General features: G+C 49.9%; 25 protein-coding genes. 6 read left to right on the top strand and 19 right to left on the bottom strand.

The features are described 5' to 3' along the window. Positions 1-30 precede the first annotated feature (30 nt). The 4 genes from DEALDRAFT_RS09820 to cimA are packed head-to-tail and all read right to left on the bottom strand — an operon-like array spanning position 31 to position 6,272. On the bottom strand, positions 31-1,788 hold the full coding sequence (locus tag DEALDRAFT_RS09820) for an ABC transporter ATP-binding protein (RefSeq protein ID WP_243441156.1): 1,758 nt from the start codon (positions 1,786-1,788) through the stop codon (positions 31-33). Further along, on the bottom strand, positions 1,785-3,551 hold the full coding sequence (locus DEALDRAFT_RS09815; RefSeq protein ID WP_008517077.1) for an ABC transporter ATP-binding protein: 1,767 nt from the start codon (positions 3,549-3,551) through the stop codon (positions 1,785-1,787). The genes DEALDRAFT_RS09820 and DEALDRAFT_RS09815 overlap by 4 nt, the downstream gene beginning before the upstream one ends. A gap of 30 nt (positions 3,552-3,581) precedes the next feature. Beyond that, positions 3,582-4,643 (bottom strand): uroporphyrinogen decarboxylase/cobalamine-independent methonine synthase family protein, encoded by a 1,062-nt coding sequence (locus DEALDRAFT_RS09810; RefSeq protein ID WP_008517075.1) that lies wholly within the window; start codon positions 4,641-4,643, stop codon positions 3,582-3,584. Positions 4,644-4,646: 3 nt separating this feature from the next. Then, complete coding sequence (gene cimA, locus DEALDRAFT_RS09805; protein ID WP_008517074.1) at positions 4,647-6,272, bottom strand: citramalate synthase; 1,626 nt, start codon at positions 6,270-6,272, stop codon at positions 4,647-4,649. Between the two features lie 190 nt (positions 6,273-6,462). Here cimA and DEALDRAFT_RS09800 point away from each other — a divergent pair, with 190 nt between their 5' ends. Both DEALDRAFT_RS09800 and DEALDRAFT_RS09795 read left to right on the top strand, forming a co-directional pair. Beyond that, the gene (locus DEALDRAFT_RS09800) at positions 6,463-6,678 is read left to right on the top strand and encodes a DUF1657 domain-containing protein (protein WP_008517060.1); all 216 of its coding nucleotides are present in this window, start codon (positions 6,463-6,465) and stop codon (positions 6,676-6,678) included. A 122-nt stretch (positions 6,679-6,800) separates the two neighbouring features. Continuing rightward, positions 6,801-7,253 carry a DUF6789 family protein gene (locus tag DEALDRAFT_RS09795; RefSeq protein ID WP_008517059.1) on the top strand — a complete coding sequence of 151 codons (453 nt, stop codon included), beginning with the start codon at positions 6,801-6,803 and terminating at the stop codon, positions 7,251-7,253. A gap of 100 nt (positions 7,254-7,353) precedes the next feature. On the opposite strand, the gene DEALDRAFT_RS09790 is transcribed toward DEALDRAFT_RS09795, so the two are convergent. Genes DEALDRAFT_RS09790 through DEALDRAFT_RS09775 form a run of 4 tightly spaced genes read right to left on the bottom strand, consistent with a single transcriptional unit; the run spans position 7,354 to position 10,443 of the window. Next, a complete protein-coding gene (locus tag DEALDRAFT_RS09790) occupies positions 7,354-7,941 on the bottom strand; it encodes a molybdopterin-dependent oxidoreductase (RefSeq protein WP_008517058.1) in 588 nt (195 codons plus the stop codon). A 15-nt stretch (positions 7,942-7,956) separates the two neighbouring features. Then, positions 7,957-8,229 (bottom strand): ferredoxin family protein, encoded by a 273-nt coding sequence (locus DEALDRAFT_RS09785; protein WP_008517057.1) that lies wholly within the window; start codon positions 8,227-8,229, stop codon positions 7,957-7,959. Beyond that, positions 8,229-9,542 (bottom strand): FAD-dependent oxidoreductase, encoded by a 1,314-nt coding sequence (locus tag DEALDRAFT_RS09780; RefSeq protein WP_395858017.1) that lies wholly within the window; start codon positions 9,540-9,542, stop codon positions 8,229-8,231. Before DEALDRAFT_RS09780 ends, DEALDRAFT_RS09785 begins: the two co-directional genes overlap by 1 nt. Further along, positions 9,535-10,443, bottom strand: coding sequence for a DMT family transporter (locus DEALDRAFT_RS09775; RefSeq protein ID WP_008517055.1), 909 nt, complete (start codon positions 10,441-10,443; stop codon positions 9,535-9,537). Before DEALDRAFT_RS09775 ends, DEALDRAFT_RS09780 begins: the two co-directional genes overlap by 8 nt. Before the next feature lie 78 nt (positions 10,444-10,521). Here DEALDRAFT_RS09775 and DEALDRAFT_RS09770 point away from each other — a divergent pair, with 78 nt between their 5' ends. Further along, complete coding sequence (locus tag DEALDRAFT_RS09770; protein WP_008517054.1) at positions 10,522-10,944, top strand: NUDIX hydrolase; 423 nt, start codon at positions 10,522-10,524, stop codon at positions 10,942-10,944. A 15-nt stretch (positions 10,945-10,959) separates the two neighbouring features. On the opposite strand, the gene DEALDRAFT_RS09765 is transcribed toward DEALDRAFT_RS09770, so the two are convergent. The 3 genes from DEALDRAFT_RS09765 to DEALDRAFT_RS09760 all read right to left on the bottom strand — a co-directional run bounded on the left by DEALDRAFT_RS09765 (position 10,960) and on the right by DEALDRAFT_RS09760 (position 13,627). Continuing rightward, positions 10,960-11,586, bottom strand: a complete 627-nt coding sequence (locus tag DEALDRAFT_RS09765) for a DUF1847 domain-containing protein (RefSeq protein ID WP_008517053.1) — start codon at positions 11,584-11,586, stop codon at positions 10,960-10,962. A gap of 170 nt (positions 11,587-11,756) precedes the next feature. Continuing rightward, positions 11,757-11,912, bottom strand: coding sequence for a hypothetical protein (locus DEALDRAFT_RS16910; protein WP_008517051.1), 156 nt, complete (start codon positions 11,910-11,912; stop codon positions 11,757-11,759). A gap of 182 nt (positions 11,913-12,094) precedes the next feature. Next, positions 12,095-13,627, bottom strand: a complete 1,533-nt coding sequence (locus tag DEALDRAFT_RS09760) for a YifB family Mg chelatase-like AAA ATPase (protein WP_008517049.1) — start codon at positions 13,625-13,627, stop codon at positions 12,095-12,097. A 203-nt stretch (positions 13,628-13,830) separates the two neighbouring features. Between DEALDRAFT_RS09760 and DEALDRAFT_RS16070 the strand changes: the two genes are divergently transcribed. Then, positions 13,831-15,972: a SpoIID/LytB domain-containing protein gene (locus tag DEALDRAFT_RS16070; RefSeq protein ID WP_008517047.1), complete on the top strand. Its 2,142-nt coding sequence runs from the start codon at positions 13,831-13,833 to the stop codon at positions 15,970-15,972. A 138-nt stretch (positions 15,973-16,110) separates the two neighbouring features. Here the strand turns inward: DEALDRAFT_RS16070 and asnB are convergent, their stop codons facing one another. After that, positions 16,111-17,961, bottom strand: coding sequence for an asparagine synthase (glutamine-hydrolyzing) (gene asnB, locus DEALDRAFT_RS09750; RefSeq protein ID WP_008517045.1), 1,851 nt, complete (start codon positions 17,959-17,961; stop codon positions 16,111-16,113). A 216-nt stretch (positions 17,962-18,177) separates the two neighbouring features. Here asnB and DEALDRAFT_RS09745 point away from each other — a divergent pair, with 216 nt between their 5' ends. Then, entirely contained in the window at positions 18,178-18,615 is a 438-nt protein-coding gene (locus DEALDRAFT_RS09745; protein ID WP_008517043.1) for a GatB/YqeY domain-containing protein, read from the top strand. A 23-nt stretch (positions 18,616-18,638) separates the two neighbouring features. Here the strand turns inward: DEALDRAFT_RS09745 and DEALDRAFT_RS09740 are convergent, their stop codons facing one another. Beyond that, positions 18,639-19,124 carry a TIGR00725 family protein gene (locus DEALDRAFT_RS09740; protein WP_008517041.1) on the bottom strand — a complete coding sequence of 162 codons (486 nt, stop codon included), beginning with the start codon at positions 19,122-19,124 and terminating at the stop codon, positions 18,639-18,641. A gap of 135 nt (positions 19,125-19,259) precedes the next feature. Here DEALDRAFT_RS09740 and DEALDRAFT_RS09735 point away from each other — a divergent pair, with 135 nt between their 5' ends. Further along, positions 19,260-19,703 (top strand): hypothetical protein, encoded by a 444-nt coding sequence (locus tag DEALDRAFT_RS09735; protein WP_008517039.1) that lies wholly within the window; start codon positions 19,260-19,262, stop codon positions 19,701-19,703. Between the two features lie 85 nt (positions 19,704-19,788). On the opposite strand, the gene DEALDRAFT_RS09730 is transcribed toward DEALDRAFT_RS09735, so the two are convergent. From DEALDRAFT_RS09730 to rplS, 6 genes are all read right to left on the bottom strand, one after another. Continuing rightward, positions 19,789-20,538, bottom strand: a complete 750-nt coding sequence (locus tag DEALDRAFT_RS09730) for a cell wall hydrolase (protein WP_008517038.1) — start codon at positions 20,536-20,538, stop codon at positions 19,789-19,791. Between the two features lie 301 nt (positions 20,539-20,839). Then, positions 20,840-21,178, bottom strand: a complete 339-nt coding sequence (locus DEALDRAFT_RS09725; protein ID WP_008517036.1) for a YraN family protein — start codon at positions 21,176-21,178, stop codon at positions 20,840-20,842. Further along, positions 21,178-21,960 (bottom strand): ribonuclease HII, encoded by a 783-nt coding sequence (locus DEALDRAFT_RS09720; RefSeq protein WP_008517034.1) that lies wholly within the window; start codon positions 21,958-21,960, stop codon positions 21,178-21,180. Before DEALDRAFT_RS09720 ends, DEALDRAFT_RS09725 begins: the two co-directional genes overlap by 1 nt. After that, positions 21,923-22,789 (bottom strand): ribosome biogenesis GTPase YlqF, encoded by an 867-nt coding sequence (ylqF, locus tag DEALDRAFT_RS09715; protein ID WP_008517032.1) that lies wholly within the window; start codon positions 22,787-22,789, stop codon positions 21,923-21,925. The genes DEALDRAFT_RS09720 and ylqF overlap by 38 nt, the downstream gene beginning before the upstream one ends. A gap of 18 nt (positions 22,790-22,807) precedes the next feature. Next, positions 22,808-23,332: a signal peptidase I gene (gene lepB, locus DEALDRAFT_RS09710; protein WP_008517030.1), complete on the bottom strand. Its 525-nt coding sequence runs from the start codon at positions 23,330-23,332 to the stop codon at positions 22,808-22,810. Between the two features lie 245 nt (positions 23,333-23,577). Further along, complete coding sequence (gene rplS / locus DEALDRAFT_RS09705; RefSeq protein ID WP_008517029.1) at positions 23,578-23,922, bottom strand: 50S ribosomal protein L19; 345 nt, start codon at positions 23,920-23,922, stop codon at positions 23,578-23,580. Between the last annotated feature and the right edge of the window lie 34 nt (positions 23,923-23,956).

Here is a 23,956-nt window from a genome sequence, read left to right as displayed (position 1 = left end):
TTTCCCCTTGGAGGGGAAATCATACTGTACTTACTGTGTTTTTTGCAAAAGTTCGCGGTACAGGCCGGGAATGCAGGACAGTTCTTGGTGGGTACCCTCCTGCTGAATCTGTCCGTCCTCCAACACAATGATTTTATCGGCATACTCCACTGTGGACAGACGGTGCGCAATGATAATGGAGGTGCGACCGGCCAACAGGGTTTCCAGCGCGTCCTGGATTTGTGCTTCGGTACGGGTGTCCACGCTGGCTGTGGCCTCGTCCAGGATTAGGATTGCCGGGTCTCTTAAAAGAGCCCGGGCAAAGGCTATTAACTGGCGCTGCCCCGCTGATAGCATACTGCCCCGCTCCTGTACTACGGTGTCATAACCTTGGGGAAGCGCCACAATGAACTGGTGGGCATGGACAGCTCGAGCCGCTTGCTCCACCTGTTCCTGGGTGGCATTTGGAGTACCAAAAAGAATGTTATCCCGGACTGTGCCGTTAAACAGGAATGTATCCTGAAGTACCAGACCGGTCTGGCTACGCAGGGATTGCAGGGTGACATCGGCGATATTGTGACCGTCTAAAAGAATCTGTCCCGAAGATGCGTTGTAGAAACGACAGAGGAGATTTACCAGGGTGGTTTTACCGGCACCGGTGGGGCCCACCACCGCCAGGGTCTCCCCGGCCTGCAGCTCAAAGCTGACGCCGTCCAGCACTTTCTGATCCTCTTCATAGGCAAAATGGACATCGTCAAATACCAGGTGCCCATCCACCCTTTTTAAATCATAAGCATCCGGTTTATCTTTTTCCGGTTCTGTATCAAGAATACCAAAGATCTTTTCTGCAGCAGCCACCGCCGACTGCAGGCTGTTGTAAACCTGGGAGAGGTCGCGAATAGGGGCGTAAAAACGTGCGGTATAGTCCAAAAACAGATACAGGGTTCCGATGGGAATCAGGGCCTGTATTACCTGGCCGCCGCCATACCAGAGGACGATGGCGGTACCGATGGCGCTGATGACTTCAATAAAGGGCAGGAAAATGGAAAACAGGGAGATGGCATGCATGTTTGCTTCATAGTTTTCCCGGTTAATCCGGGTGAAACGATGGGCGTTTTCCGCTTCCCGGGTAAATGACTGGGTGATACGTACTCCGGAGATGCTTTCCTGCAGATTGGTATTCACATCGGCAATTTTTTCCCGCACATTGCGGTAGGCATAAAGTACGCGGTTGCGAAAATAAGTGGCGGTAAAAAAGAGCAGCGGCAGGGTGAGGAAAGTCAACAGTGCCAGAGTCCAGTTTTCTCCCAGCATAATGATAATGATACCCACCAAAAGCAGAGTATCGCCCACAATATGGGAAATACCGCTGGAGATCATCTCTGTAAGCGCTTCGGTATCATTTGTCACCCGGGACATTACCTTGCCCACCGGCTGTTTGTCAAAGAAGCGAAAAGGCATCCGCTGCAAATGATTAAACAACTGCTTACGCAAGCCGTAGATGGCATTGTGCCCCACCACCGCCATCAGATACTGCTGGCCAAAGGAAGTTGCCCAGTTTAACAGATGGGAAAGCAAAAACAGGGCCACTAATAAATTTAGCCGCGACGGGTCTCCAGGGGCGATGGCGGTATCGATGGCCAGCTTAATAATATAGGGGCCGGCCAGGGTGGTAAGCGACGAAAAGGCCATTAATATTAGGGCCAGAATGGCAGTGCCGCGAAACGGCCGGATATAAGACAACAGGCGTCGCAGGGTTTTAGGATCAATATTGCCTTTCTCGTCCAGGCTTTGGGACTGATGAATCATGTGGTCCACGGATTATCCCTCCCTTCTTCATCGCAGGTCAGGGAATTGCCGCTAAACTGAATATTATAGATCTCCTGATAAAGGGGACTGGTTTCCAACAGGTCCTCATGAGTACCGCGGGCAACGATTTCTCCGCCGTCCATAACCAGTATCTGATCTGCGGCTAAAACGGTGGAAATACGCTGGGCAATGATAAAGGAAGTTCTTCCTGCCATCAATGTGTCCAGCGCACCGCGAATCAGGTATTCGGTATGGGCATCCACACTGGAGGTATAGTCGTCAAGAATGAGGATTTTGGGGTCCTTTAAGAGCGCACGGGCTATGGCAATACGCTGTTTCTGGCCTCCGGAGAGGTTAACTCCCCTTTCCCCCACCATGGTTTCATACCCCTGGGGCAAAGTGACGATAAAATCATGGATTTGTGCTGCTTTGGCAGCAGCAACTATGGCTTCATGGTCGGCTTTTGCATCGCCGTAGCCGATATTTTCGGAAATGGTGGCGGAAAACAAAAAGGTGTCCTGAGAAACAAAGCCGATGGTCCGGCGCAGGGACTGCAGGGTAAAGGACCGGATATCCTCATGATCCAGGAGAACCTCTCCCTCTGTTGGATCGTAAAAGCGGGGAATAAGGCTTACCAGCGTGGTTTTACCGGATCCGGTGGTACCCACAATAGCCACATTTTCCCCGGGTTTGGCGGTGAAGGAGATATTTTTTAGCGCTTCCACCCCTTCGCGGTAGGCAAAGGAAACACTGCGAAAGGTTACCTCGCCTTTCACGTCTAGCAGTTCCCGTGCATCCGGGGCATCATCGATTTCCGGCTTGGTATCCAGAATTTCAAAAACCCGCGCCGCAGATGTGAGGGCGCGCTGCGACAGATTAACCACCCAGCCCAACATGCGCATGGGCATTACCAGCATTAACAGGTAACTGTTAAAGGCAATCAACTCTCCCAGCATCAGCCGCCCGGCAATTACCTCACGGCCGCCGTACCAAATAATAAAGGCAGCTGCCAGGCCGGTGAGAAAACTAAGAAAGGGAAAATAGTACGCCCAGATTCGTACCGCTGATATGTTTTTGTTTAAAAGGGCGGCATTCTCGTTATCAAACTTCTGGGACTCTCCCTCTTCCCGGCCGAATGCTTTTACAACCCGAATACCGGTCAGGTTTTCCTGCAAAACAGAAGTCAAGTCTGCCAACTGCTCCTGAATGACCTGGTATGCAGGGCCTACTTTTTTGCCAAATCGGAAAATAACCACCAAAATAATGGGCAGTGCCAGTACTGTAAGGGCAGCCAGCCGCGCATGCATGGCAAAGATAACGATCAGTACCCCAATAAAGGTGACCGCTCCCTGAAACAGGTGAATTATCCCGAAACCGTAGAAGCGCTTCAGCATTTCCACATCGGCGGTTGCCCGGCTCATCAACTGGCCGGTCTGGGTATTTTCGTAGTAGGAGAACGACAAATGCTGCAGATGATTATAGAGGCGGTTACGTAAATCAAAAATAATTTTCTGGGCCACCCTTTCCATCAAATAACGCTGCCCAAAAGAAAAAACGCCTTTGACTACAGTAACCAAAACAATGCCGCCGGCAATCCAGGGCAAAAGAAAAACCTGCCCCTCCAGGATGGCCTCGTCAATAACCAGACGGATGAACTGCGGAATCAACAGATTCAACACCAGGACAACCAGTGCTGAAAATGCGGCGCCCACAGCCATGGGCCAGTAAGGAACAAGTTTGACAAGCAAACGTTTTAAGCGCACGGATAACACTCACCTTTAATGGTAGCTAAATTATCTGCTTCGATAGGTTTTGCTGACTTCTTGTAATCGTGCGTACACCGCTTCTGCCTGAGATGTGGTCAGCGTTCCGGTACCGCAGCTGGGAGTAAAAATCAGCTGCTTGCGCAGGCGGTCCCGGTCCACTCCTTTTTTCTCCAGGGTTTGAAAGTATTCTTCCAGGCGTTTTAAAAGTGACTGAGCCGACTCTGTTGTAATTTCATCAGATGTGGGTACCAGTCCCCAGGCCAGTGTGCCGCCACGGGACAGATATTCAGCAAACTCGGCGGCGTACAGAACAAGGGAAGTAAAATAATGATAGACATCTATGTTTACAATATCCAGGGGCAACTCAAATAACAGCGACCAGTCCACACCGGCACAGGCATGAACTCCCACCAGGGCACCTTCCTCATGTGCCGCATCTATTAAGGGGCGCAGGCTGTCCTGAATTGCTTCTTTGGAAAGCCCAACAAAAGTGGACTGTCCGTAGCCGTAAATGCCGGGATCGTCTATAAAAAGAATAACAGGCCGGTCAAAGGCCGCCAGGGTCCTGGCCTGCCAACGCACCTGCATTATCAGGCTGCGCACCAGCATATCACGCAGCTCTTCATTGTAGAATGCCGGCTGCATGTTTTCATCGGTAACCTGAAAACCCATGGTTACCGGGCCGCTCAGTTGTCCTTTTATGTACCGGGCCGCACCGGGGCCTTTTTCATGCAAACGCTGCAAAAAGGCATAAAAGCCGGCGGCCGATTCTTTGGGAAAACCGAAATGCTGCGGTGCTTTAGGATCTGTTTCATCCAGCACTTCGCTGTAAAAGGCGGTAATGCGCTCCAGCCAGTCTGCTGCTGCGGTGGGAAAATACGGTGAACGGCCGGGGGCTTCCACCACCAGGCGTCGGTCCAAAAGCGGTGTAAGGTACTGGCGGATAAACCCTTCAGCCGCCCCTGCAGTGGGCAGTTGCGGCCAGTGCGGAATTTCGGGAACAGATGAAAATATCATGCTCAAAGCTGTATCAGCCTCACGCTGAGGAAGACTGCCAATGGCAGTAGCCAAACCGTATAGCTCTTTCATGGTCTACCCTTCCATTCTGAACTGCTTTACAGCTTTGCGCAGTTCCTTCATCTTAGCTTTATTGGCGTTCATCAGGCCGTACTCCACACTGTCCACCAAAGCCTGCCAACTTGCTTCAATCAGGTTGGGCGAGACACCTACTGTCCCCCAGGATTTCTTTTTGCGCTCATCACGGGTTTCAATCAGCACCCGTACTTTAGCACCGGTGCCGTCTTTGCCGTCCAGGACGCGCACCTTATAATCCACCAGGTGGAAATGACGGATTTCAGGATAAACCTGCAGCAGTGCTTTGCGCAGCGCTTCGTCTAAAGCGTGTACCGGACCGTTTCCTTCTCCGGCGGTAAGGTATTCCCGGTTATCCACCCGCACCTTTACCGTGGCCTCGGAGAGAATATTGCCGTTATCGCCGATTTTTTCCACGAAAGTCCTTACTCCCACCAGTTCAAAGAGCCGCTGGTGGACTTTCAAAGCTTTCCAGATTAACAACTCAAAGGAAGCTTCCGCACCTTCGAATTGATATCCCTGGTACTCCATCTCTTTGATACGGTCCAACACCGCTTTTGTTTCCGGGGTTTCTTTGGACAAATCAATATTATGCTCCCGTGCTTTATAAAGCACGTTACTTTTACCGGACAATTCAGAGACGAGAATGCGGCGGGAGTTGCCCACCAGTTCCGGCTGTAAATGCTCATAGGTGTGGGCGTGTTTGAGCACCGCATCCACATGGATACCGCCTTTATGTGCAAAGGCGTTTTCACCCACATAGGGCTGCTGCTCCTGAGGTGACAGGTTAGCCAGTTCCGCCACATACCGTGACAGACAGGTTAACTGTTCCAACTGTTCCGGCTCCACAATCAGCATACTCAGTTTTAATTGCAGGTTGGGAATGATGGTACACAGGTTGGCGTTACCACAGCGCTCGCCGTACCCGTTAATGGTACCCTGAATCTGGTCAAAACCCATTTCCGCCGCAATAATAGAGTTGCTCACCGCCATCCCGGCATCATCGTGGGCGTGAATTCCCAGCTTTGATGTAATCCGGGAGCGCACATGCTGCAGGATTTGCTGCAGGGCAAAGGGCATCATGCCGCCGTTGGTGTCACATAAAACCACCATATCTGCTCCCGCTTCTTCCGCCGCCTTAATGGTGGCCATGGCATACTCCGGGTTATGGCGGTAACCGTCAAAAAAGTGTTCCGCATCATAAATCACTTCCCGGCCCATTTCCTTAAAATAGGCAACGGTGTCGCTAATCATAGCCAGGTTTTCTTCCAAAGTAGTCCCGATGGCATCGGTAACATGAAAATCCCAGGACTTGCCAAATATGGTCACCACATTGGTCTCGGCAGCCAATAATGCCTGAATATTTAAGTCGTCCTGTACCCGGATTCCGGCCCGGCGGGTGCTGCTAAAAGCAGAGATCTTGCTGTGTTTTAAATCCAGTTGCCGCACTTTGCGAAAATATTCAATATCCTTAGGGTTGGAACCGGGCCAACCCCCTTCAATATAATCAATGCCAAAATCATCCAGACGCTGGGTGATTTTTAGCTTATCGCTGACGGAAAACGAAATGCCTTCCCGCTGCGAACCGTCCCGTAGCGTCGTATCGTATACTGTCAGCCTGCTCAAGATGTTTCCCCTCCCAAATTTCGTAACCAGAAAACATTATTTTGGTCTTTTTGGCCAAGTCGCGTAAATAATAGAATAATTATACTATACGCCTGTTGACGTGTCCAGAACAGATAAGGCAAAACAAGGTGTAACACAAAGAAAAGTGGTCAAACTATGGTAAGCAAACCTATTTACAAAGGAGAGAAATATGACTGTACAAGCAGACCTGAAAAAAGCCATTGCCGCTGCAGAGACAGCCAAGGGAACGTATGCAACTTTTGCCGAATCAACCGAAGATCAGCTGGCCAAAGCCATGTACCAGCAATTAGCTATGGATATGGATAACCATATCCAGCAGTTAAACAGCCGCTTAAATTACCTAACCGAAAGCAATCCCATGAACCAGGGACAGCAACAGCAGTAGATTTGCTCCTGAAGCGAAAGCTTGCTTTAAATAGAGCAAGCTTTCTGTTTTTAGAAATTATATATATTTGCATTTGGAGAAAAGCTAAAAAAACAGCATATTTGCGCAGGGAGGTGAGCTTATTGTTTGAAGACCGGTTGTTTCGCGGTTTTATAGCAGGTATTGCCGGAGGTATTATCATGAATATATATGGGGTCATTTCCTGGTTAATAGGTTTTTCCGAAGTACCCTTTTGGCAATGGGCTTCCATAATTATTCTTGGCGAACCGGATATTCAGGGTATCGGACAACACGTCATCGGCTTAATTGGGCATTTGGTTTTTACCGGAATTCTCGGCATTTTGTTTGCCTACTTTTTACCTGCCGTAAGCAGCAGATTATATTTATTTAAGGGTTGGCTGTTTGGTGTGACAATTTGGTTTATAATTTATTCCGTCAGCCACTTATTTGAAGTTGAGGGCACTTTTCCTATAGAACTGCGGACAGCTACCTCCAACGTTATCGGAGCCAGTATATGGGGGGTGGTATTGGCAGCAGTGCTGGCTATACTGGATAAAAAAAGAAAAGTTACATAAGCAAAGCAAGTAAATTCAGTTCCCTTAACCCCTACCTTTTAATGCTGGCTTCCCTAGTAGTTTCGCTCCAATATAAAAGCGCCGTAGCGGCGCTTTTGTTTTAGAACTCAGTAACCTCCCCGCCTCCTTTAATGGGGCGTTCGGTGCGGGTGTTGATATCCAGTGTCATGCCGGGTTCAATGATGCCGGAGCGGGTGTAGCCCCGGTCTTCCCAGAAGCCACCCCTTTCCTCCTGGTGAAACTCGATATCATTTAGCCATTTGCAGGATTTATAGCCCCATAGATGGGGTACCAGTAAGCGCAGCGGCCCGCCGTACTGTCTTTCCAGCGGCTCTCCGTCCACGGCCCAGACCAGCATTACCCGCTCGTTTAGTTCATGCAGGGGAATTCCGGTATCGTAGCCCCCCACGCTGGTGAAGGTGACATACTTTGCCTGGGGCATCAGGTTAATATTTTTAACAAAATCCTGCCACAGCACACCGTCCCATTTTGCCCTCACAGACCAACCGCTAACGGAAGTAAGGCGGGCATCAAGACGGGTGAAGGGCATCTGTTTTAAATCCGGCAGAGAAAAGTCCCGCTCCCCCTCCATCAGGCCCCATACTTTAAGGCGAAAGGTCTGCGGATCAATTTTGGGTATTCCCTCTGCTTTGAAAACAGGGGTGTCTAACTGACTTAAGATACTCATAACGCTCTCCTTTCTCTACAGGTGGTATGATACTCCATAACCGCCGCGGGGATTTTCATATTCGATGTTTTGAGGACAAGCCGGTTCGCATGCCGCACACTCAACACAGCGGCGCCAGAAAATGTCCAGTTTTTCCTCCAATTCATCCCAGAAAAAAACAGCAGACGGGCAGACATAAAGACAGGCACGGAGCCGGCATGTTTTACAGTGTTTGGCATCTTTTAACGTAATATGGCTTTTTTCATCCGGTGTGATTTTAACCAGGGGAAGATATTCTTCTCCGCTCATTATAACACCCCCCAGTTTTGCAAACCGATAAACAAATCATAAACAGTTTTGGCCGGCGCCTGTTTGTCCAAAACCAGGCGGGCCATGCGTTGAACTTTCTCTTTATCTGTGACCATTCCGGCACGGAAAAATTCATAAGCCAGTTCATTTACCGCAGTGTTTAAGAGATAGTCGGCATCACTGTGATTATCATAGTACTTAACCGTATCCTTGGCTTGCTGGATATTTTTCATAAAAAAGGTGTGGTTGAGCCTTCGTTTGTAACCTTTAAGTATGTCGGCGGAAAAATCCTGTTTGGCGCGGGCGTGAACAGCGGTTTCCGCTGCAGCCTTGCCGGAAAGCATGGCCAGGTCGCTGCCGCGGCGCCCGCTGACCATAATGGCCGCATCTCCAGCCACCATCAGGCCGTCATCATAAAATTTGGGCTGAGCAGCTTTGCCGCCGTGGGGTATCATGTGGGCCGCGTAAGCTTCGCTTTTTCCGCCGGCAATCAGGCGGCGGACATAAGGATGTTCTTTTAGTCGGGTCAAAAGCTCCGGAATGGCAACACGGTTTCTGGCAATCTTATCTATGGACATCCCCAGAGTAAGGGAGATGGAATCCCGGTTGGTGAAAATCCCTGCCAGGCCGATGGCCTGGGTTGTGGGGTAGCCGATCATGGCCAGAACTGCTCCCTCATTTTTTTCCAGTAAAAAACGGTCTTCGATTTTTTCTTTGGGCAGGGAAATCACTTCCCGGATCCACAGGCTGAGCAGATTAGCAGGGGTTGGCTTAACCAAACCGGCCTTTTTGGTGATGGAAGCCACCACGCCTTCGGCCAGGATAACCAAATCCGCCTCGGCCGCACTGCCGTCATCCAGGATGACACCCTTAACACGGCCGCGCCCCAGAGTTCTTTTCTCATATAACAGGTCGCGCACCACAGCTTTTGTCTGCAGTGTGGCACCGGCCTGGACAGCCTTGTCTGCCAGCCAGCGGTCAAACCGCGGGCGAAGTACGGTGATTTTGTTGTACGGCGGTTTGCCAAAGCGCAGGCCGGTAAAACCCACCTCCACGGCTGAATCATTATCCAGAAACCAGAGAGAATCTCTGGTTACATTACGCTCAAGCGGTGCTTCCTGCAGAAAATCGGGGACTATCTCCATCATCGGCTCGGTATAAATAGCCCCTCCAAACATGTTTTTATTTCCCGGGGAATCGCCCCGCTCCAGGAGTGCCACCCGCATTCCGTTTTGGGCCATATGTAGTGCTGCAGAACTGCCGGCTGGACCGGCGCCCACAACAATTGCATCGAAACTTGCCAAACTATTCACCTCGTTTCGCAAATAGTTTTTGCGAACGAGGCCAAGAGAATACACGAATTTCGGCCAGCAGCATTCCTGCCAGCACCAGGCTGCCGCCTAACAACACCCTCCCTCCGAGAATCTCGCCCAGTAAAAGGGCGGCAAACAAAGCGGCAAAAACAGGTTCTGCTGAGAGGACAATGGCCGCATGGGTAGATTCGGTATATTTTTGCATGGTGGCCTGCACAAAGAAGGCCAGGGTGGTGGCCAGCACTGCGGTAACAAAGAGCGCCAACCAGATATTTGCACTAAACCCTTGCGGCAAAATAAAAGGCTCGGCTAATATGGCCGGTGGGAAGCTCAAAACAGCTACTGTAACTATCTGCACGAATACCAGTTGCAAAATATTGTGTTGGTGGCAGTAGCGCCCCACATAGATTAGCTGGAGAGCAAAACATACAGCACACAATATTACCAGTATATCACCTATGTTTAAGCGGACACTGGCGCCCAATGACAGCACTGCCACACCGGCAAAAGCAAAAAGAGCGCCGGCCCAGGCATTTACAGGCGGTGATTTTCTGATCAGTACCGCCAATATCAAGGGAACAAATACTACCACCAGGCCGGTTAGAAAACCGGCATTGGCCACAGTGGTGTAAAGCAGCCCCATGGTTTGCAGGGAATGGCCTCCAAACAAAAAAAATCCCAGTAGCAGTCCGGCAAAAACAGTTTCCTTTTTAATGGCGGCGATGCAGCGGGGAGCCAATACCAGCATTAACAGGGCGGCAATGCTAAAACGGTAAAAATTAAAAGAAAACGGCATTATTTCAGTCAAGGCATTTTTCAGCGATACAAATGTCAGGCCCCAGATGCAGGAAACCATTAATAAGCTTACATCTGCGGTTAAGCGTGATATCTTTTTCTCCATGGGTCCTCCATTGTAAGATGTTTGTTATTGCGAGAGCAGGCTTTTTTGGGTATATTATTTTTAAGGGGGAATCTGTCTATGACAGTTCGTTGTATCATGGTTTTCTTATACAAATGGCAAAACGGAGAGCCCCGCTATCTCCTGTTAAAACGCAATCCAAAACTGGGGGGCTATTGGCAGCCGGTGACCGGCTTTATTGACGAGCCGGAGACAAACCGCCATGCGGCATTGCGGGAGTTAACCGAAGAAACGGGTATTGAAGAATATGAGCGGGTTACAGATCCCAATCATTATTTTTTCTTTGATATGAACGGGACATCCTGCTCCGTATCTGTCTTGGCGGTGGAAGTAACAGATCCGCCGGAAATTGAAATATCATTTGAGCATACCGAATGTAAGTGGCTTTCCTACGAAGAAGCAAGGCAAACCCTTTATTGGGAAAATAACGTGGAAACACTGGACAAATTACATCAACAGCTGCTTGCACAGGGCAAACATTAGACCGCCGTTTGGCGGTTATTTATTTTTTCCCATTAGCTTCTTATGATAATAATGGCCGGCATAAAGAGCACCCAGAGGGTTATGGGCCAACACCCGGTCTTTTACGGCCAACGTGGTTACCGGTGCTTTGGAGTGTTTGATAAAAAGGGTATCGTGCCCAACACACAGGCCCAGCAAAACACTGAGTTCGCTACCGGCATTGTCCAAAATGGCCGCCTGGGCCGCCGGATTACAGATTGCTTCAAACTGGCCCGGATTCACTTTGCATTGAGGAGAGATACCAATTTCCTCCTTATCCACCGCTCCGGTTTTGCAGATGGCTGAAACCACTTCAAAGCCATTAGCAGTGAGAATATCGGCAAAGATCCGGGCTTCCTGGCGCAGTCCCAGACAAAAAGCCAGGCCTATTTTTTTGTTACCCAGCCGGTTTGCAAATTCCATAATTTCACGTACCCGCGGCCAGCTGCCATAACCGGTGGCCTCCACTTCAGCGGCAGCATGGGCAGTTTCCCGATCCTCATTCTCATAACAGGTTATGGCCTCACGGATTAACTCCTCTTCATTTTTCCCCGGGCAAAAACCGGGAAATTCCGGGCCATTTTCTTTACAGCGATATGCACCACAAGTTGCGCATTTAGTCATATTAAGAACACCTCTTCTCAGTGTCATTTTATGTTTAAGTTCTCTTTTACCGTCACAAATCCTTTCAGGAAAAGCATAGGCGTTTCAATTCTCTATACCGCCGCAGGTTTGCTATCCGGCACAAAACCGGAACAAAAAAACAGGCCCTGTTGACGGGCCTGTTTCTTTAGTTACTTACTCAGAACGAATGCTTCTACTGTGGTAAAGGGACATATGTTTCGCTCTTGTTCCACATTCTCAATGTGAAATAATTTGTCACCGTCAATCAGATTATCAAAGATAAACAAGCCGGCAACAACAAGTGCGGTCAATAAAATCACAAACATTTTGCTTCCTCCTCTTTTAGCATCACCAAGTTGGCAGCTGTGGTAATGCTTTTTATCATTATAGCGCAGTTGGTGCCCATTGACTATGAAATAGCTAATTGTTTAACTTTTAAGATTTTTAGTTATTAGAATTCTGACAACTTATTCTATCTTTTTGAATCGCCTTTCAGATTGTACATCTCTTAAGCTCTGGTCATGGCCAGACGGGGAGAAGTCTCGGCCTGGCGATAACCTATGGCTTCAGCCAAATGCCGGGGAAGTATGCGGGTCTCTCCATCTAAATCGGCTACTGTACGGGCTACCTTGAGAATACGGTCATAAGCCCGTGCCGACAGATGCAGCCGGGAGAAGGCATGTCGGAGTATATCCCGGCCGGCGGCATCCAGCTGACAAAAAACTTGCAACTCTTTTGTCCCCATTTGGGCATTGCAGGAAATTTCTGACTGCGCAAAGCGTTGGCGCTGCAGGTCCCGAGCCTGGGATACGCGACGCGCTATATTTTTTGACGGCTCCCCGTCTCCTTTGCCTGACACTTCGTCATAACAAAGGCGCATTACATCTACAAACAGATCCATACGGTCAAGTAATGGACCGGAGATTTTCTGGCGGTAGCGGCGCACCTGCCACTCGCTGCAGGCACACTCCACCGCAGGATCAGAGAGCATTCCGCAGGGACAGGGATTCATTGAAGCAAGGAGCATAAAGTTTGCAGGATATGTATATGTTGCCTGCAGCCGGGCCACGGTGACATTCCCCTCCTCCAGAGGTTGGCGCAGCACCTCCAGCGTCTCCCGGCGAAACTCGGGTAGCTCATCAAGAAACAAAACGCCGTTATGTGCCAGTGATACTTCCCCTGGCCGGGGATAGCGGCCTCCCCCGCAAAGAGCGGCGGCAGTTACGGTATGGTGAGGACTGCGAAAGGGGCGCCTGCTGATGCGGGTGGCCGCCGCCTTAAGAAGTCCGGCGGCGCTGAATATTTTTGTGGTCTCCAGGCTTTCTTCCAGGGAAAGGGGCGGCAATATGGACGGGACGCAGCGAGCCAGCATTGTTTTACCTGATCCCGGAGGCCCGCACATCAACACACTATGGCCGCCTGCCGCCGCTACTTCCAGCGCACGTTTTGCCCCTTCCTGTCCTTTAACCTGGCCAAAGTCGGCCTGGGGTGGTGCCGGGTTTTCTTTCTGTTGCGGCACCGGTGGCGGCTCTTTCTCACCGGTTACGATTTCCAATGCTTCCGACAGGGAACTGGCTCCAAGCACCTGCACTCCACCCACCAGCCGGGCTTCCGCCGCATTCTCCAGCGGTACCAAAACCAGACGAAACCCCGCTTCCCGGGCCGCCATCACCATGGACAGTACTCCCCTTACCGGTCGCAGAGTCCCGTCCAAAGCCAATTCGCCAAGCACCGCCAGTGGGACTTCAGATAAAAAAAGCTGGCCGCTGGCCTTTAAAATGCCAACGGCCAGTGCTAAATCCAACTGGGGACCTTCTTTTTTTAAATCGGCGGGAGCCAGATTAACAATTATCCTCTGCTGTGGGAAGCTAAACCCGCTGTTTTTAACAGCCGCCCGCACCCGGTCCCGCGCCTCCCGGACCGCAGTATCGGGCAGGCCTACGATGTCAAAGCTGGGTAGTTGTGCGGACAGATAAACCTCCACATCAACCAATCTGCCTTCAATGCCGACAACGGTACAGCCGGTCACTGTGGCCAGCATCTCATCGCCCCCTATTCTTCCAATTATATCCTTAATATATAACAAACATGTGTTCGTGTCAAGAGCATGAAAGATGGGCATAGTTATACATATATAACATATTTTAAGTTTTCCTAATGCGCAGGAAGAGGATAATACATAGGGAATTTAAACAGAGACAGATAGCAAATATTCGCCAAAGGAATTCTAAGGAGGCTTTTACTATGAGAAAAGCTGCATTGATTCTGGGCTTAATGGTCGTTGCCGCAGTGGTAGCCTTTTTGGTTATGCAGCAGGCCAGACAGGATATCCATAATACTATACAGCAATTCTTTTCCGGTGCCGGCCAGGGCAAAGAGGTTGCTGCAGATTATCTGGATGAGAGCTTTCAGGGGAAAGAGGCCCTGCTAAAATCTCTGGCCGACTCCGAACTGTTTTTTTTGGAAGAGATTGAAGAAATCCGGTTACAATCTTTCAACAGTGCCACAGTTTCATTAGTAATGGGGCTGGGAGAAGACAGATCTCATATGGTTGAGGCACAAATGGCCAGAACTCCACAGGGTTGGAAAATCAGCTCTTTTCCTGAATTAGCACTTGTTCCGGTGGCCATAGTCCTGAACGAAACGCCGGAGACCGTAACCTTTCTCACCGCCGACGGACTGGAACTTTCATTTAATCGCTCCGCCGACATCCAAAGCGCAGGTGAAGGGGCACCCAAAGCGGGGATGCTTGTGGGGGTGGGAGATGAGATTGCCTATTTTGCGGCATTTACACCAGGGGAGATAAATAAACTGCTTACCGTTACTGAGGCGACGCTGGAAGGGGAACTGGCGGGATTTTTACCCACTACGGAGGATACAGCGTTTTTCCGGCAGGAAGAAGGGCTTCATACCGCAGACAGAAGCGATTTGATAGTAGGCATGGAAAATCTCACCGTTTACTGGCAGGACGATCTGATTAAAGCAGTAACGATGCCCGAAGAATTTGTCCCACAAACCATTCGGGCGGCACTAAACACCACAGATTTCCGCGGACTTTTACATGAGAATGTGCAGTTATCGGGACAAAGTCCGCTGACTCTGGAAGACAGAATATCCGGCAATTCTCTGCGGGCAGCGGCGGGAGTAGTTACCATCACTGCATCAGATAATGAAGTTCGGGTAGTACTGCCTTCCGGTGAAAGCCAGGGTTTTGACAACCGCCTCTATATTACTGCCGACAGTGGTCGGATTAGCATAGATTCGCTAAGCCGGGGCAACCCGCGCTTTACCCCGTCATATGCGGGACATTTGGAAGTCAGGGCATTTAACGGCCAGCTCCAGCTTGTCAATGAAGTACCGCTGGATACGTACCTGTATTCTGTGGTGCCCAGTGAGATGCCGGTTTCCTTTGGTGTTGAACCGCTTAAAGTTCAGGCGGTGGCAGCCCGTTCCTATGCAGTATCCTCCATCTATCGCAGCGGTTTTCGTGCCTATGCCGCCCATGTGGATGACAGCGTGTCCTCTCAGGTCTACAACAATGTTCCCGAATACCCGGAGAGTACCAGGGCGGTAAACGAAACATCCGGTCGTATATTAACCTATGGTGACGCCATTGCCGATACCCGTTTCTTCTCCACCTCTTCCGGCGTAACCGCCAACTTTGAGGAAGTGTGGCATGATCCGGCAACCGGGGCCTTTCCCGCTTCCCCTGTTTCTTATCTGGTTTCCGGCCCTCAGCTTAAGAGCGGTTCACTGCCCGATGTGTCAGGCGAAGAAGGCGCCCGGAAGTTTTTTACTTCCGGTGACTGGGACAGTTATGACAAAGCTTCACCCTGGTTCCGCTGGGAAGTGGAAATGACCAGAGAAGAACTGGAAGATTCCATCAAGCAGTTTCTGCCGGAAAGGCAGCGGGCGCAGTCTGATTATGTGCTTACTGAAGAAAACGGCCGGTTTGTAGCAAAAGAAATCCCCGCCGACCCCCTGGGAAAATTAGAGGACCTGCGGGTAATTCAACGCGGTGAAGGCGGCAATATTATGGAGTTGGAAATCGCAGGCGAAAACGGCACCTATCGTTTGCTGAAGGAATATACAATCCGCTTTACGCTGCGGCCGGTCAGAACCAGCGGCAGCCGCGATATCATTCTTAAACGCCATGACGGCTCCACGCTGTCCAATTACACCATTTTGCCCAGCACATTTATGGTGCTGGATATAGAACGGGACAACAACAATCAAATCACAAACATTCGTTTCCGCGGTGGCGGAAACGGCCATGGAGTGGGAATGAGCCAATTTGGCGTCCGCGGCCTGGCAGAAAACGGCTATAATTTTGAGCAGATTCTGGCGCATTTTTATCCGGGGACTGTATTGGAACAGTTATATTAATTATTTATTCATGACTTTAGATGCGGTGTACTACATTCTAGAGACGTACCGGTATTCAATGAACAATTGATACGGTCCATTCTACCTCTCCCCCATAGAGGGCTGACCTACAAGGTTTAGCCCTCTTTTTTTTTGCCGCTATACTTCTATTTCCACGCCGTATTCCCTCAGCCAATAATTTAGCTGGATGAAATACGCTAATAGCTGCGGCCCTCCCATCAACTGGCCGAACCAGGGAAAATTAGCGGCAGCACCTTCAGAATTTATAAACGTTCGCACCGCTTCAGCATTTACCAGTTGATGCAAGGGAGCCGTGGAATCGTCCAGGATACGCTTCACTCCCCGGCTCACTAATTCCAGGTATTGGGGGTGATGTGTTTTGGGATAAGGACTTTTCTTACGATTTAGCACTTCATCGGGAACAATCCCTGCCAGTGCCAGGCGTAAAATCCCTTTTTCCATGTTGTTGTAGTGTTTCATGGACCAGGGGATATTCCACACATATTCCACCAACCGATGATCACAGAATGGTACCCGGGCTTCCAGACCTACGGCCATGCTCATTCTGTCTTTACGGTCCAAAAGTGTGGGCATAAAACGGGTAATATTCAAATAAAACATCTCCCGCATCCGGGCTTCTGTTTTACTTTCCCCCGGCAGGCGCGGCACTTCCCGTAAAGCATCGTTATAACGCTCTCGGACATAATCAGCAGGTTTTACAGCAGCAACCAAGCCGGCAGAAAACAGCTTCATCCTTTCTTCCACATTGCGAATCCAGGGAAACGACGGGGCAAACAATTCTTCCTGTCGTGTGAACCAGGGATAGCCGCCAAACACCTCATCGGCGCATTCTCCGGACAAAACCACCGTTACATCCTTTTTTACTTCGCGACAAAACATAAGTAGTGACGAGTCCACATCGGCCATACCCGGCAAATCACGGGCCAGCAGAGCTTCATGGAGGGAATGGGCCAGCTGCGGAATCTGTAGAAAATTATAGTGATGAGTGGTACCTACTTTTTGAGATACCAGCTCTACCCACGGTGCATCAGCGTTGGGCTGAAACGTGCTGCTTTGGAAATATTTATCATTGTCGGCGTAATCCACAGAATAGGAATGAAGCGGAGCAATACCCTTTTTAGCAAAATGACTGGCCGCAATGGCGGTGAGCGCACTGGAATCCAACCCTCCGGAAAGGAAGGTGGCCACCGGAACATCGGCTACCAACTGCCGCTTTACCGCATCCTGAACCAGATATCGCACAGTCTCCACTGTGGTGTCTAAATCGTCTTGGTGCGGCATGCTCTCCAAAGACCAATACTTTAACTGTCGGCAGCCTCCTTTTTTATCCAGCTGCAGGTAATGACCGGGCTTTAACTCCTTTACTCCTTTGAATACTCCGTGTCCCGGAGTACGGGACGGCGCCATAACTAATATTTCCGCCAACCCTTCCGCATCCAGCCGGGGAGTTACGGCAGGGTGCTGCAGAAGGCCTTTTAGCTCCGAGGCAAAGATAAATGAGCTGTCTGTTTCCGTAAAAAACAGTGGTTTGACCCCCAGCCTGTCACGGGCCATAAACAGCTTTTGCCCTTTCTCTTCCCAGACGGCAAATGCAAAGATACCGTTTAACCGCTGCAAGCATTGAGCCCCCCAGGCAATGTAGGACAAAAGCAGCACTTCGGTGTCGGAATGACCTGAAAAAGAGTAGCCTATACTTTCCAGCTGTGCTCGTATCTCTTCGGTATTGTAAAGCTCGCCGTTGTAGACCAGGACATATGTTTCCCCTTTGTTCTGCCTGATCATGGGCTGGGCGCCGCCTGCCGGGTCCACAACAATCAAACGGCGATGGCCCAACGCAGCGTGCCTGGACAGGTAGCAACCGTCGGCATCGGGTCCGCGAGGCTCCATTACCTGATGCATGCGCTCCACTATGTGCTCTTTATCCGTTAAATCGTCTCTGTAATTAATCCAACCTGCTATCCCGCACATTGTTATCCCTCCACCCTCCAAAATAATATAAACCGGGAACAAAAGCGCCTGTATTAAAGGACGCCGTTGTCCCCGGTTTACCGGATTATATTTCAGTATATGAAGCTTTGCCATTACGGTGACTGTTTGTTTAAATTTTTTCGGATATTTGCTTTTCTCCTTAGCAGACAATATAATAAACAAAAAAGAGAGTAATATTTACCAGGAGGGGAAAACATGTTAGCTCAAATTCAAAACGATATGAAGCAAGCCTTAAAGTCAGGGGATAAGTTCCGCTTAAGTACACTACGTTTATTGGTTTCCTCCATTAAAAACGAGGCTATAGAAAAGCGCACTGAATTATCTGAGGAAGAAGTGCTAACCGTGGTGCAGCGTGAGGTAAAACAGCGTAGAAACGCCATTGAAGAATACCAGAAAGGAAATCGCGATGATTTGGTCAAGCAGGCCGAAGACGAAATCGCCATTCTGGAAGTTTATCTGCCGCAACAGTTAAGCGATGAGGAATTGGAATCTCTGGTCAAACAGGTTATTGAGGAGCAAAATGTCACTTCCATGAAAGAAATGGGTAAAGTGATGGGTAAGCTGATGCCGCAGGTTAAAGGCCGGGCGGATGGGAACCGTGTACAGGCCATGGTTAAAAAAATACTCGCTTAAACAATGAGTGAGCGCATTGGCGCTCACTCATTATTATTTAAGAGCTTATTTAAAATTTCCTCCACATCCGCCACATCTTCTGCTGCGTGGAGTGCGGCGGGTTGGCCGCAATAGTCGATGCAGCTCCATGTTTTAAGGCCTATGACCGGTTTGCCCATTTTCATGGCCAGTCCGATTTCTGAAAGTGTACCGTAGCTGCCGGTTACCGCCACCAGCACATCACAGGTCCGGGCGATGATTACATTGCGGGCATCCCCCATGCCGGTGGCAATGCCGAAATTAATGTAGCTGTTACCGCTGCGGGGATCGTCTCCCGGCAGGATGCCGATGGCTATCCCCCCCGCATCACGGGCGCCTTTTGCCGCTGCTTCCATTACCCCGCTGCGACCGCCGCACACCAGAACGGAACCGCTTTTTGCCACAACGTTACCCACTTCTTCTGCCAACGCCACCACATCAACTCCGCATTCAGCGGCTCCGATTACCCCCACATACTTTTGTTGCACCATATTTTCTCCTCTCTGCTGTTATAGAAAGCCTGAACTATCAGAATTTGACAAGAAACACTAAGAAAATCTATGAATTTGGCACTGGACGAATTAACCCACCCCCCGTATAATATAACTATGTGAAGGAGGGCTCTTATGCACAGAAAAAACCTGCTCTTGTTGTTTGTGCTCATTGTTTTAATCGGCGTCTTTGTTTACCCCCAACTAACCGGAGGAAGTGGCTCTAATTCTGCCGAGGCAGTGGACGTCTCTGCGGTTACTGCTGCCCCGCAACAATATTTGGGCCAGCTGACCATTTCCGGTGCTGTAGGTGCTCTCTACGCCGAAGAGGGCGTTATTGTTATGGTGGACGAAGGCGGCTGTTGCAACATCCCCATACTGGTTCCCCTTAGCCAGGAGCAGCAAAATTTGTTGTCGGAAGCTATTAAAATGGATGTTAATGTCCTTTACAGCGGTGCTCTGCCCCAAATTGGGGACTTTATCGAAGCAACCGGCACATGGACATTTGAAAACGGCGTTTACGACCTGGAAATAGAAACAGTTGCCCGCAATGGAGAAGTTATCAGCAGAGTTAACTAAACTATTAACTAATTAAACTTATTTTACCCCCAATACCCACGTAAATGCAAAAGCGGAAGCCGTTTGGCTTCCGCTTTTTATCTTCTTATCTGAAGAATACATGACCACCAATTGTGCGGGTGACCGGCTGCTGCCGTACCCACTGATTACTGGTTTTTGCCGGATTATAAAAACCGGTGGCACCCCAGCTGGGGTCATTGCCGTCTAACGCTTCCTGGGCAGCTCTTTTTGCACTTTCACCTGCGGGACGATTAATACGTCCGTCCAGCACCGGGCTGTACTGATAGTATCCACCCTCGACCTGATAAACCACACCGGCCAAAGTATTGGGGTAACGGTCACTGCGAACTCGGTTTAAAATGGCCGCTGCCACCGCTACCTGGCCTTCAAAAGACTCACCCTCGGCTTCCGCGTGTACAATGCGGGCAAAAAGGTCCATCTCTTCTGCGGTGAAGTTAAATTCGTCGGCAGGTGCGGAAGTGGTGCTTACTTCAACTGTGGCTTCCGCTGCACTCACTGTTTCTCCCATCATCTCTTGAATCAGTCGACGGGTTTTGGGCCCCACAATGCCGTCCGGATTCAGGCCATGATCTTTCTGAAACTGCTGCAAACTGCCGTAGGTTAAAGGTCCAAAGATTCCGTGAGCATCTTCATCACGATATCCCTGCTCATTTAAGAATTCCTGCAGTTCTGCCACATCTTCACCCCGCATGGTAATGCGGATAGTTCTCTCGCCGAAACTAACCTCGTTAACGGCTTGGGCTACTGTACCTAATACGAAAAACAAAATTAACATTATTGCTGTTACACGAGTAACCATTGTTCTGTTCTTCATACGTTTTTCCTCCTTTACCTCCTAAGCGGCGCTTTGTGTTTTTCGCCGCCCGTACCCCCTGGTCTCTGAGGGATTCGGTTTATTAACGCATGAGAACTATAATAACATGTTATGTAAACTTTCACAATGGAGCAGGACAAGGCCTATTGTGAAAAGATACGCGCAACAAAGCGCTCCTTTCTGCCATTACTAGCAGGGTTAGTAATTCTCACGAATCCGGCCTTATCCATAGAAATGGTAAATTTACCGGCCATTTAGTGGCCAATAGAAAACGAGCCGCAGAAAGGTTCCTGTGGCTCGTTTAGAAGGCGTTTTTGATTATGGTGACTGTGTTGTTTTTGGCGTTAACGGCGGCAACGTCGAAGCGGTACTCTGCTGCGGTGATGCCTGTGGCATTGATAAAGCGGTAAGCCAGATGGCGCAGTTTTTCCTGTTTGCGAAAGTCCACCGCTTCCTGAGGGGTACCCAGACGACTAGAGCGGCGGGTTTTTACTTCCACAAAAACCAGTATGTTACCCGCTTTGGCCACAATGTCAATTTCGCCGCGCTCGCAGCGCCAGTTACGCGCCAGAATAAGATAACCGGCACGCCGCAGGTGGTCCACCGCCAGTTCCTCTCCCTTTTGCCCCAGAGTCTTCATCAGGAGTTCTCCGGCAAAAGCAAAAATGATTTGCGGTGAATGGGACAGGGGCCCAGTTTAGCAATGGCACTGCGGTGTTCAGCGGTGGGATATCCTTTGTGTAAAGAGAACCCGTAGCCGGGATACATTTTTTCCTGCTCACACATTAAACGATCCCGGGTTACTTTGGCAACCACTGACGCTGCCGCTATGGATAACGACAGGCCGTCTCCACCCACTACTCCCTGTTGGGCAAAGGGCAGCTCTTCCAGCTCCAGAGCATCTAAGAGCGCATAATCAGGCTTAACGGAAAGGGTGAGCAGAGCTCGATACATGGCCAGTTTACTGGCCTGCAGGATATTAATATCGTCAATCTCCCACACCTCGCCTATTCCCACAGACCAGGCCACTGCTTCGCTGGTAATAGCTTCATAGAGCTCTTCCCGCTTTTGCGGGGTAAGCTTTTTGGAGTCATTTAAACCGGCAAGGAAAAAATTATCGGGTAAAATTACGGCTCCGGCCACCACCGGTCCGGCAAGAGGGCCACGCCCTGCTTCATCCACACCGGCTATATATGTAAAACCCTTTTCCCGGGCCGCCCTCTCCAATTTCAGCATATTTAAGAGACGTTTTCGCTCCTGTCGCTCTTTTTCCAGCTTGTTTAGCATGCGCTGCGCCAGAGAACGAGCACCGGCCCGGCCGTCGGAGGACAGCAATTCTAATTCTTCGGCAGAAGGCGCCGCTTCTGCCAGGTATTTGTTAATCTCACCGATGGTCATCCGGGAGAACTTCGTCTTCGTCATATGATTCCCCTGCCTTTTCCAGGGTAATGCGCCCCAGGCGCCCTTCCCGAAAATCCTTTACCACCAGCCGGGCGGCGGCTTCCAGATCTACTTCGCCACCTTTAACAAGACATCCCCGGCGTCGGCCTATCTCATTTAAAATATGGCGTGGATCCCCTTCGGCCTGTTCCAGCTTGTACCGCTCGGCAAAGCGCTGGGCATATTCATTCTGCATAAAACCCACCAGTTCCACACCCATCTGCACCGGGTCAAGGATTTCGTCCTTTACAGCTCCTGCGGTAGCCAGGCCAAACGCCTGCCTTTCGCTGGTAATCTTTGGCCAGAGCATGCCGGGTGTATCCAGGATTTCCAACCCTTCGTTAACGCGCACCCACTGCTTACCCTTGGTTATCCCGGGCTTGTCCCCGGTGGCGGCGGCACTGCGTTTGGTGAGCCTGTTAATCAGAGAAGATTTGCCCACATTGGGGATACCCACCACTATCAGGCGAATGGGGCGTTGACCGTGCTTGCGCCGCTGCGGCAGGCCTTTTAAAAGCTGTAGCAGTTTTTTTACTCCATCGCCGGAATTGGCGTTTACAGCAGTAACGGCAAAATAATCTGAGTGCAGCTTCTTCACCCACTCTGCTGTGGCGGAGGGATCTGCCAGGTCCAGGCGCGTTAAAACACCCACCACAGGCCGACGGGCTAACAAATCGCGAATATCAGGATTTTTGCTGCTGTGGGGAATACGGGCATCCAAAACCTCGATAACCGCATCCACAAGTTTCAGGTTTTCACGCAAAAGTCGTTTTGCTTTGGCCATTTGGCCGGGATACCATTGTACATCCATTGTCATCTTCCTGTTCTGTTACGGATGTGATAATAACCGGATTCGGTCCAAAGGCCAGAAAACAAACATGGCCTTGCCTTTAAGTGAATCAAAGGACACAAAATCCACACTGGGATGGCGACTGTCCATACTATTATTGCGGTTATCTCCCAAAACAAAAAGTGCATCATCGGGCACCACAACGGTCTGGAAAGGCCGCCGCGCATCTTCCAATACATAAGGCTCGTCAAGCTTTTCACCGTTTACGTAGACACCATCGGTATCTATGCGCACTTCATCACCGGGTCCGCCGATGACCCGCTTAATAAAATCACGATGATCCGAAGCCTGAAAAACAATGATTTCTCCGATTTCCGGTTCACGATAATAATACTGTACCTTGGAGACAATAAGCCGCTCCCGGTCATCCAGCGTTGGAAGCATTGATTCCCCCTGCACCAAAAACACTTCCACCAGAAAAGCACGAATTACCAGAGCCAGGACCACAGCCACCAGAATTGATTTTATCCATTCCCATGCTTCTTTTTTTTCTGCCTCTAACATTATCTAATGACCTTCCTCCACAATTAAGTAAACAAGAAAGGCTTGCTGTTATACTATTTCAAAGCAAGCTGTTAATACTGTATTCTGCTGCCGCACTGCATATACCAGGCGAGATTATCACTTATTATATTCTAATATAAGAAAGGCGCGCTTTTCAATACTGGTTACCTTAGTTTAACAAACTGGGAAGCGTTATAATTTCCTGCCAGTATAAAAAAAGGGACTGTCTTGACAGTCCACTTTTTTTATCTGCGCCGTTCCTTGATGCGGGCTGCCTTTCCGGTAAGCTTCCGTAAATAGTACAGCTTGGCACGGCGGACAACACCGTGACGCATCACTTCCAGCTTTTCAATTTTTGGTGAATGCAGAGGAAAAGTTCTTTCCACGCCCACACCATAACTGATCCGCCGGACCGTAAAAGTTTCGCGTAATCCAGCGCCTTGACGCTTAATGACTACGCCTTCAAAAACCTGAGTCCGTTCGCGGGTTCCTTCTACAACTTTAACGTGTACACGTACTGTATCCCCGGGGGAAATCTGAGGCAGATCTTTTTTCATTTGCTCTGCTTCGAGCTGACTGATAATATCCATGCTTGCCCCTCCTTTCATTCCAAAACATGCTTAT

This window comes from Dethiobacter alkaliphilus AHT 1 (assembly GCF_000174415.1).
Classification (GTDB): domain Bacteria; phylum Bacillota; class Dethiobacteria; order Dethiobacterales; family Dethiobacteraceae; genus Dethiobacter; species Dethiobacter alkaliphilus.
This window is presented reverse-complemented; position numbering and strand designations above follow the sequence as displayed.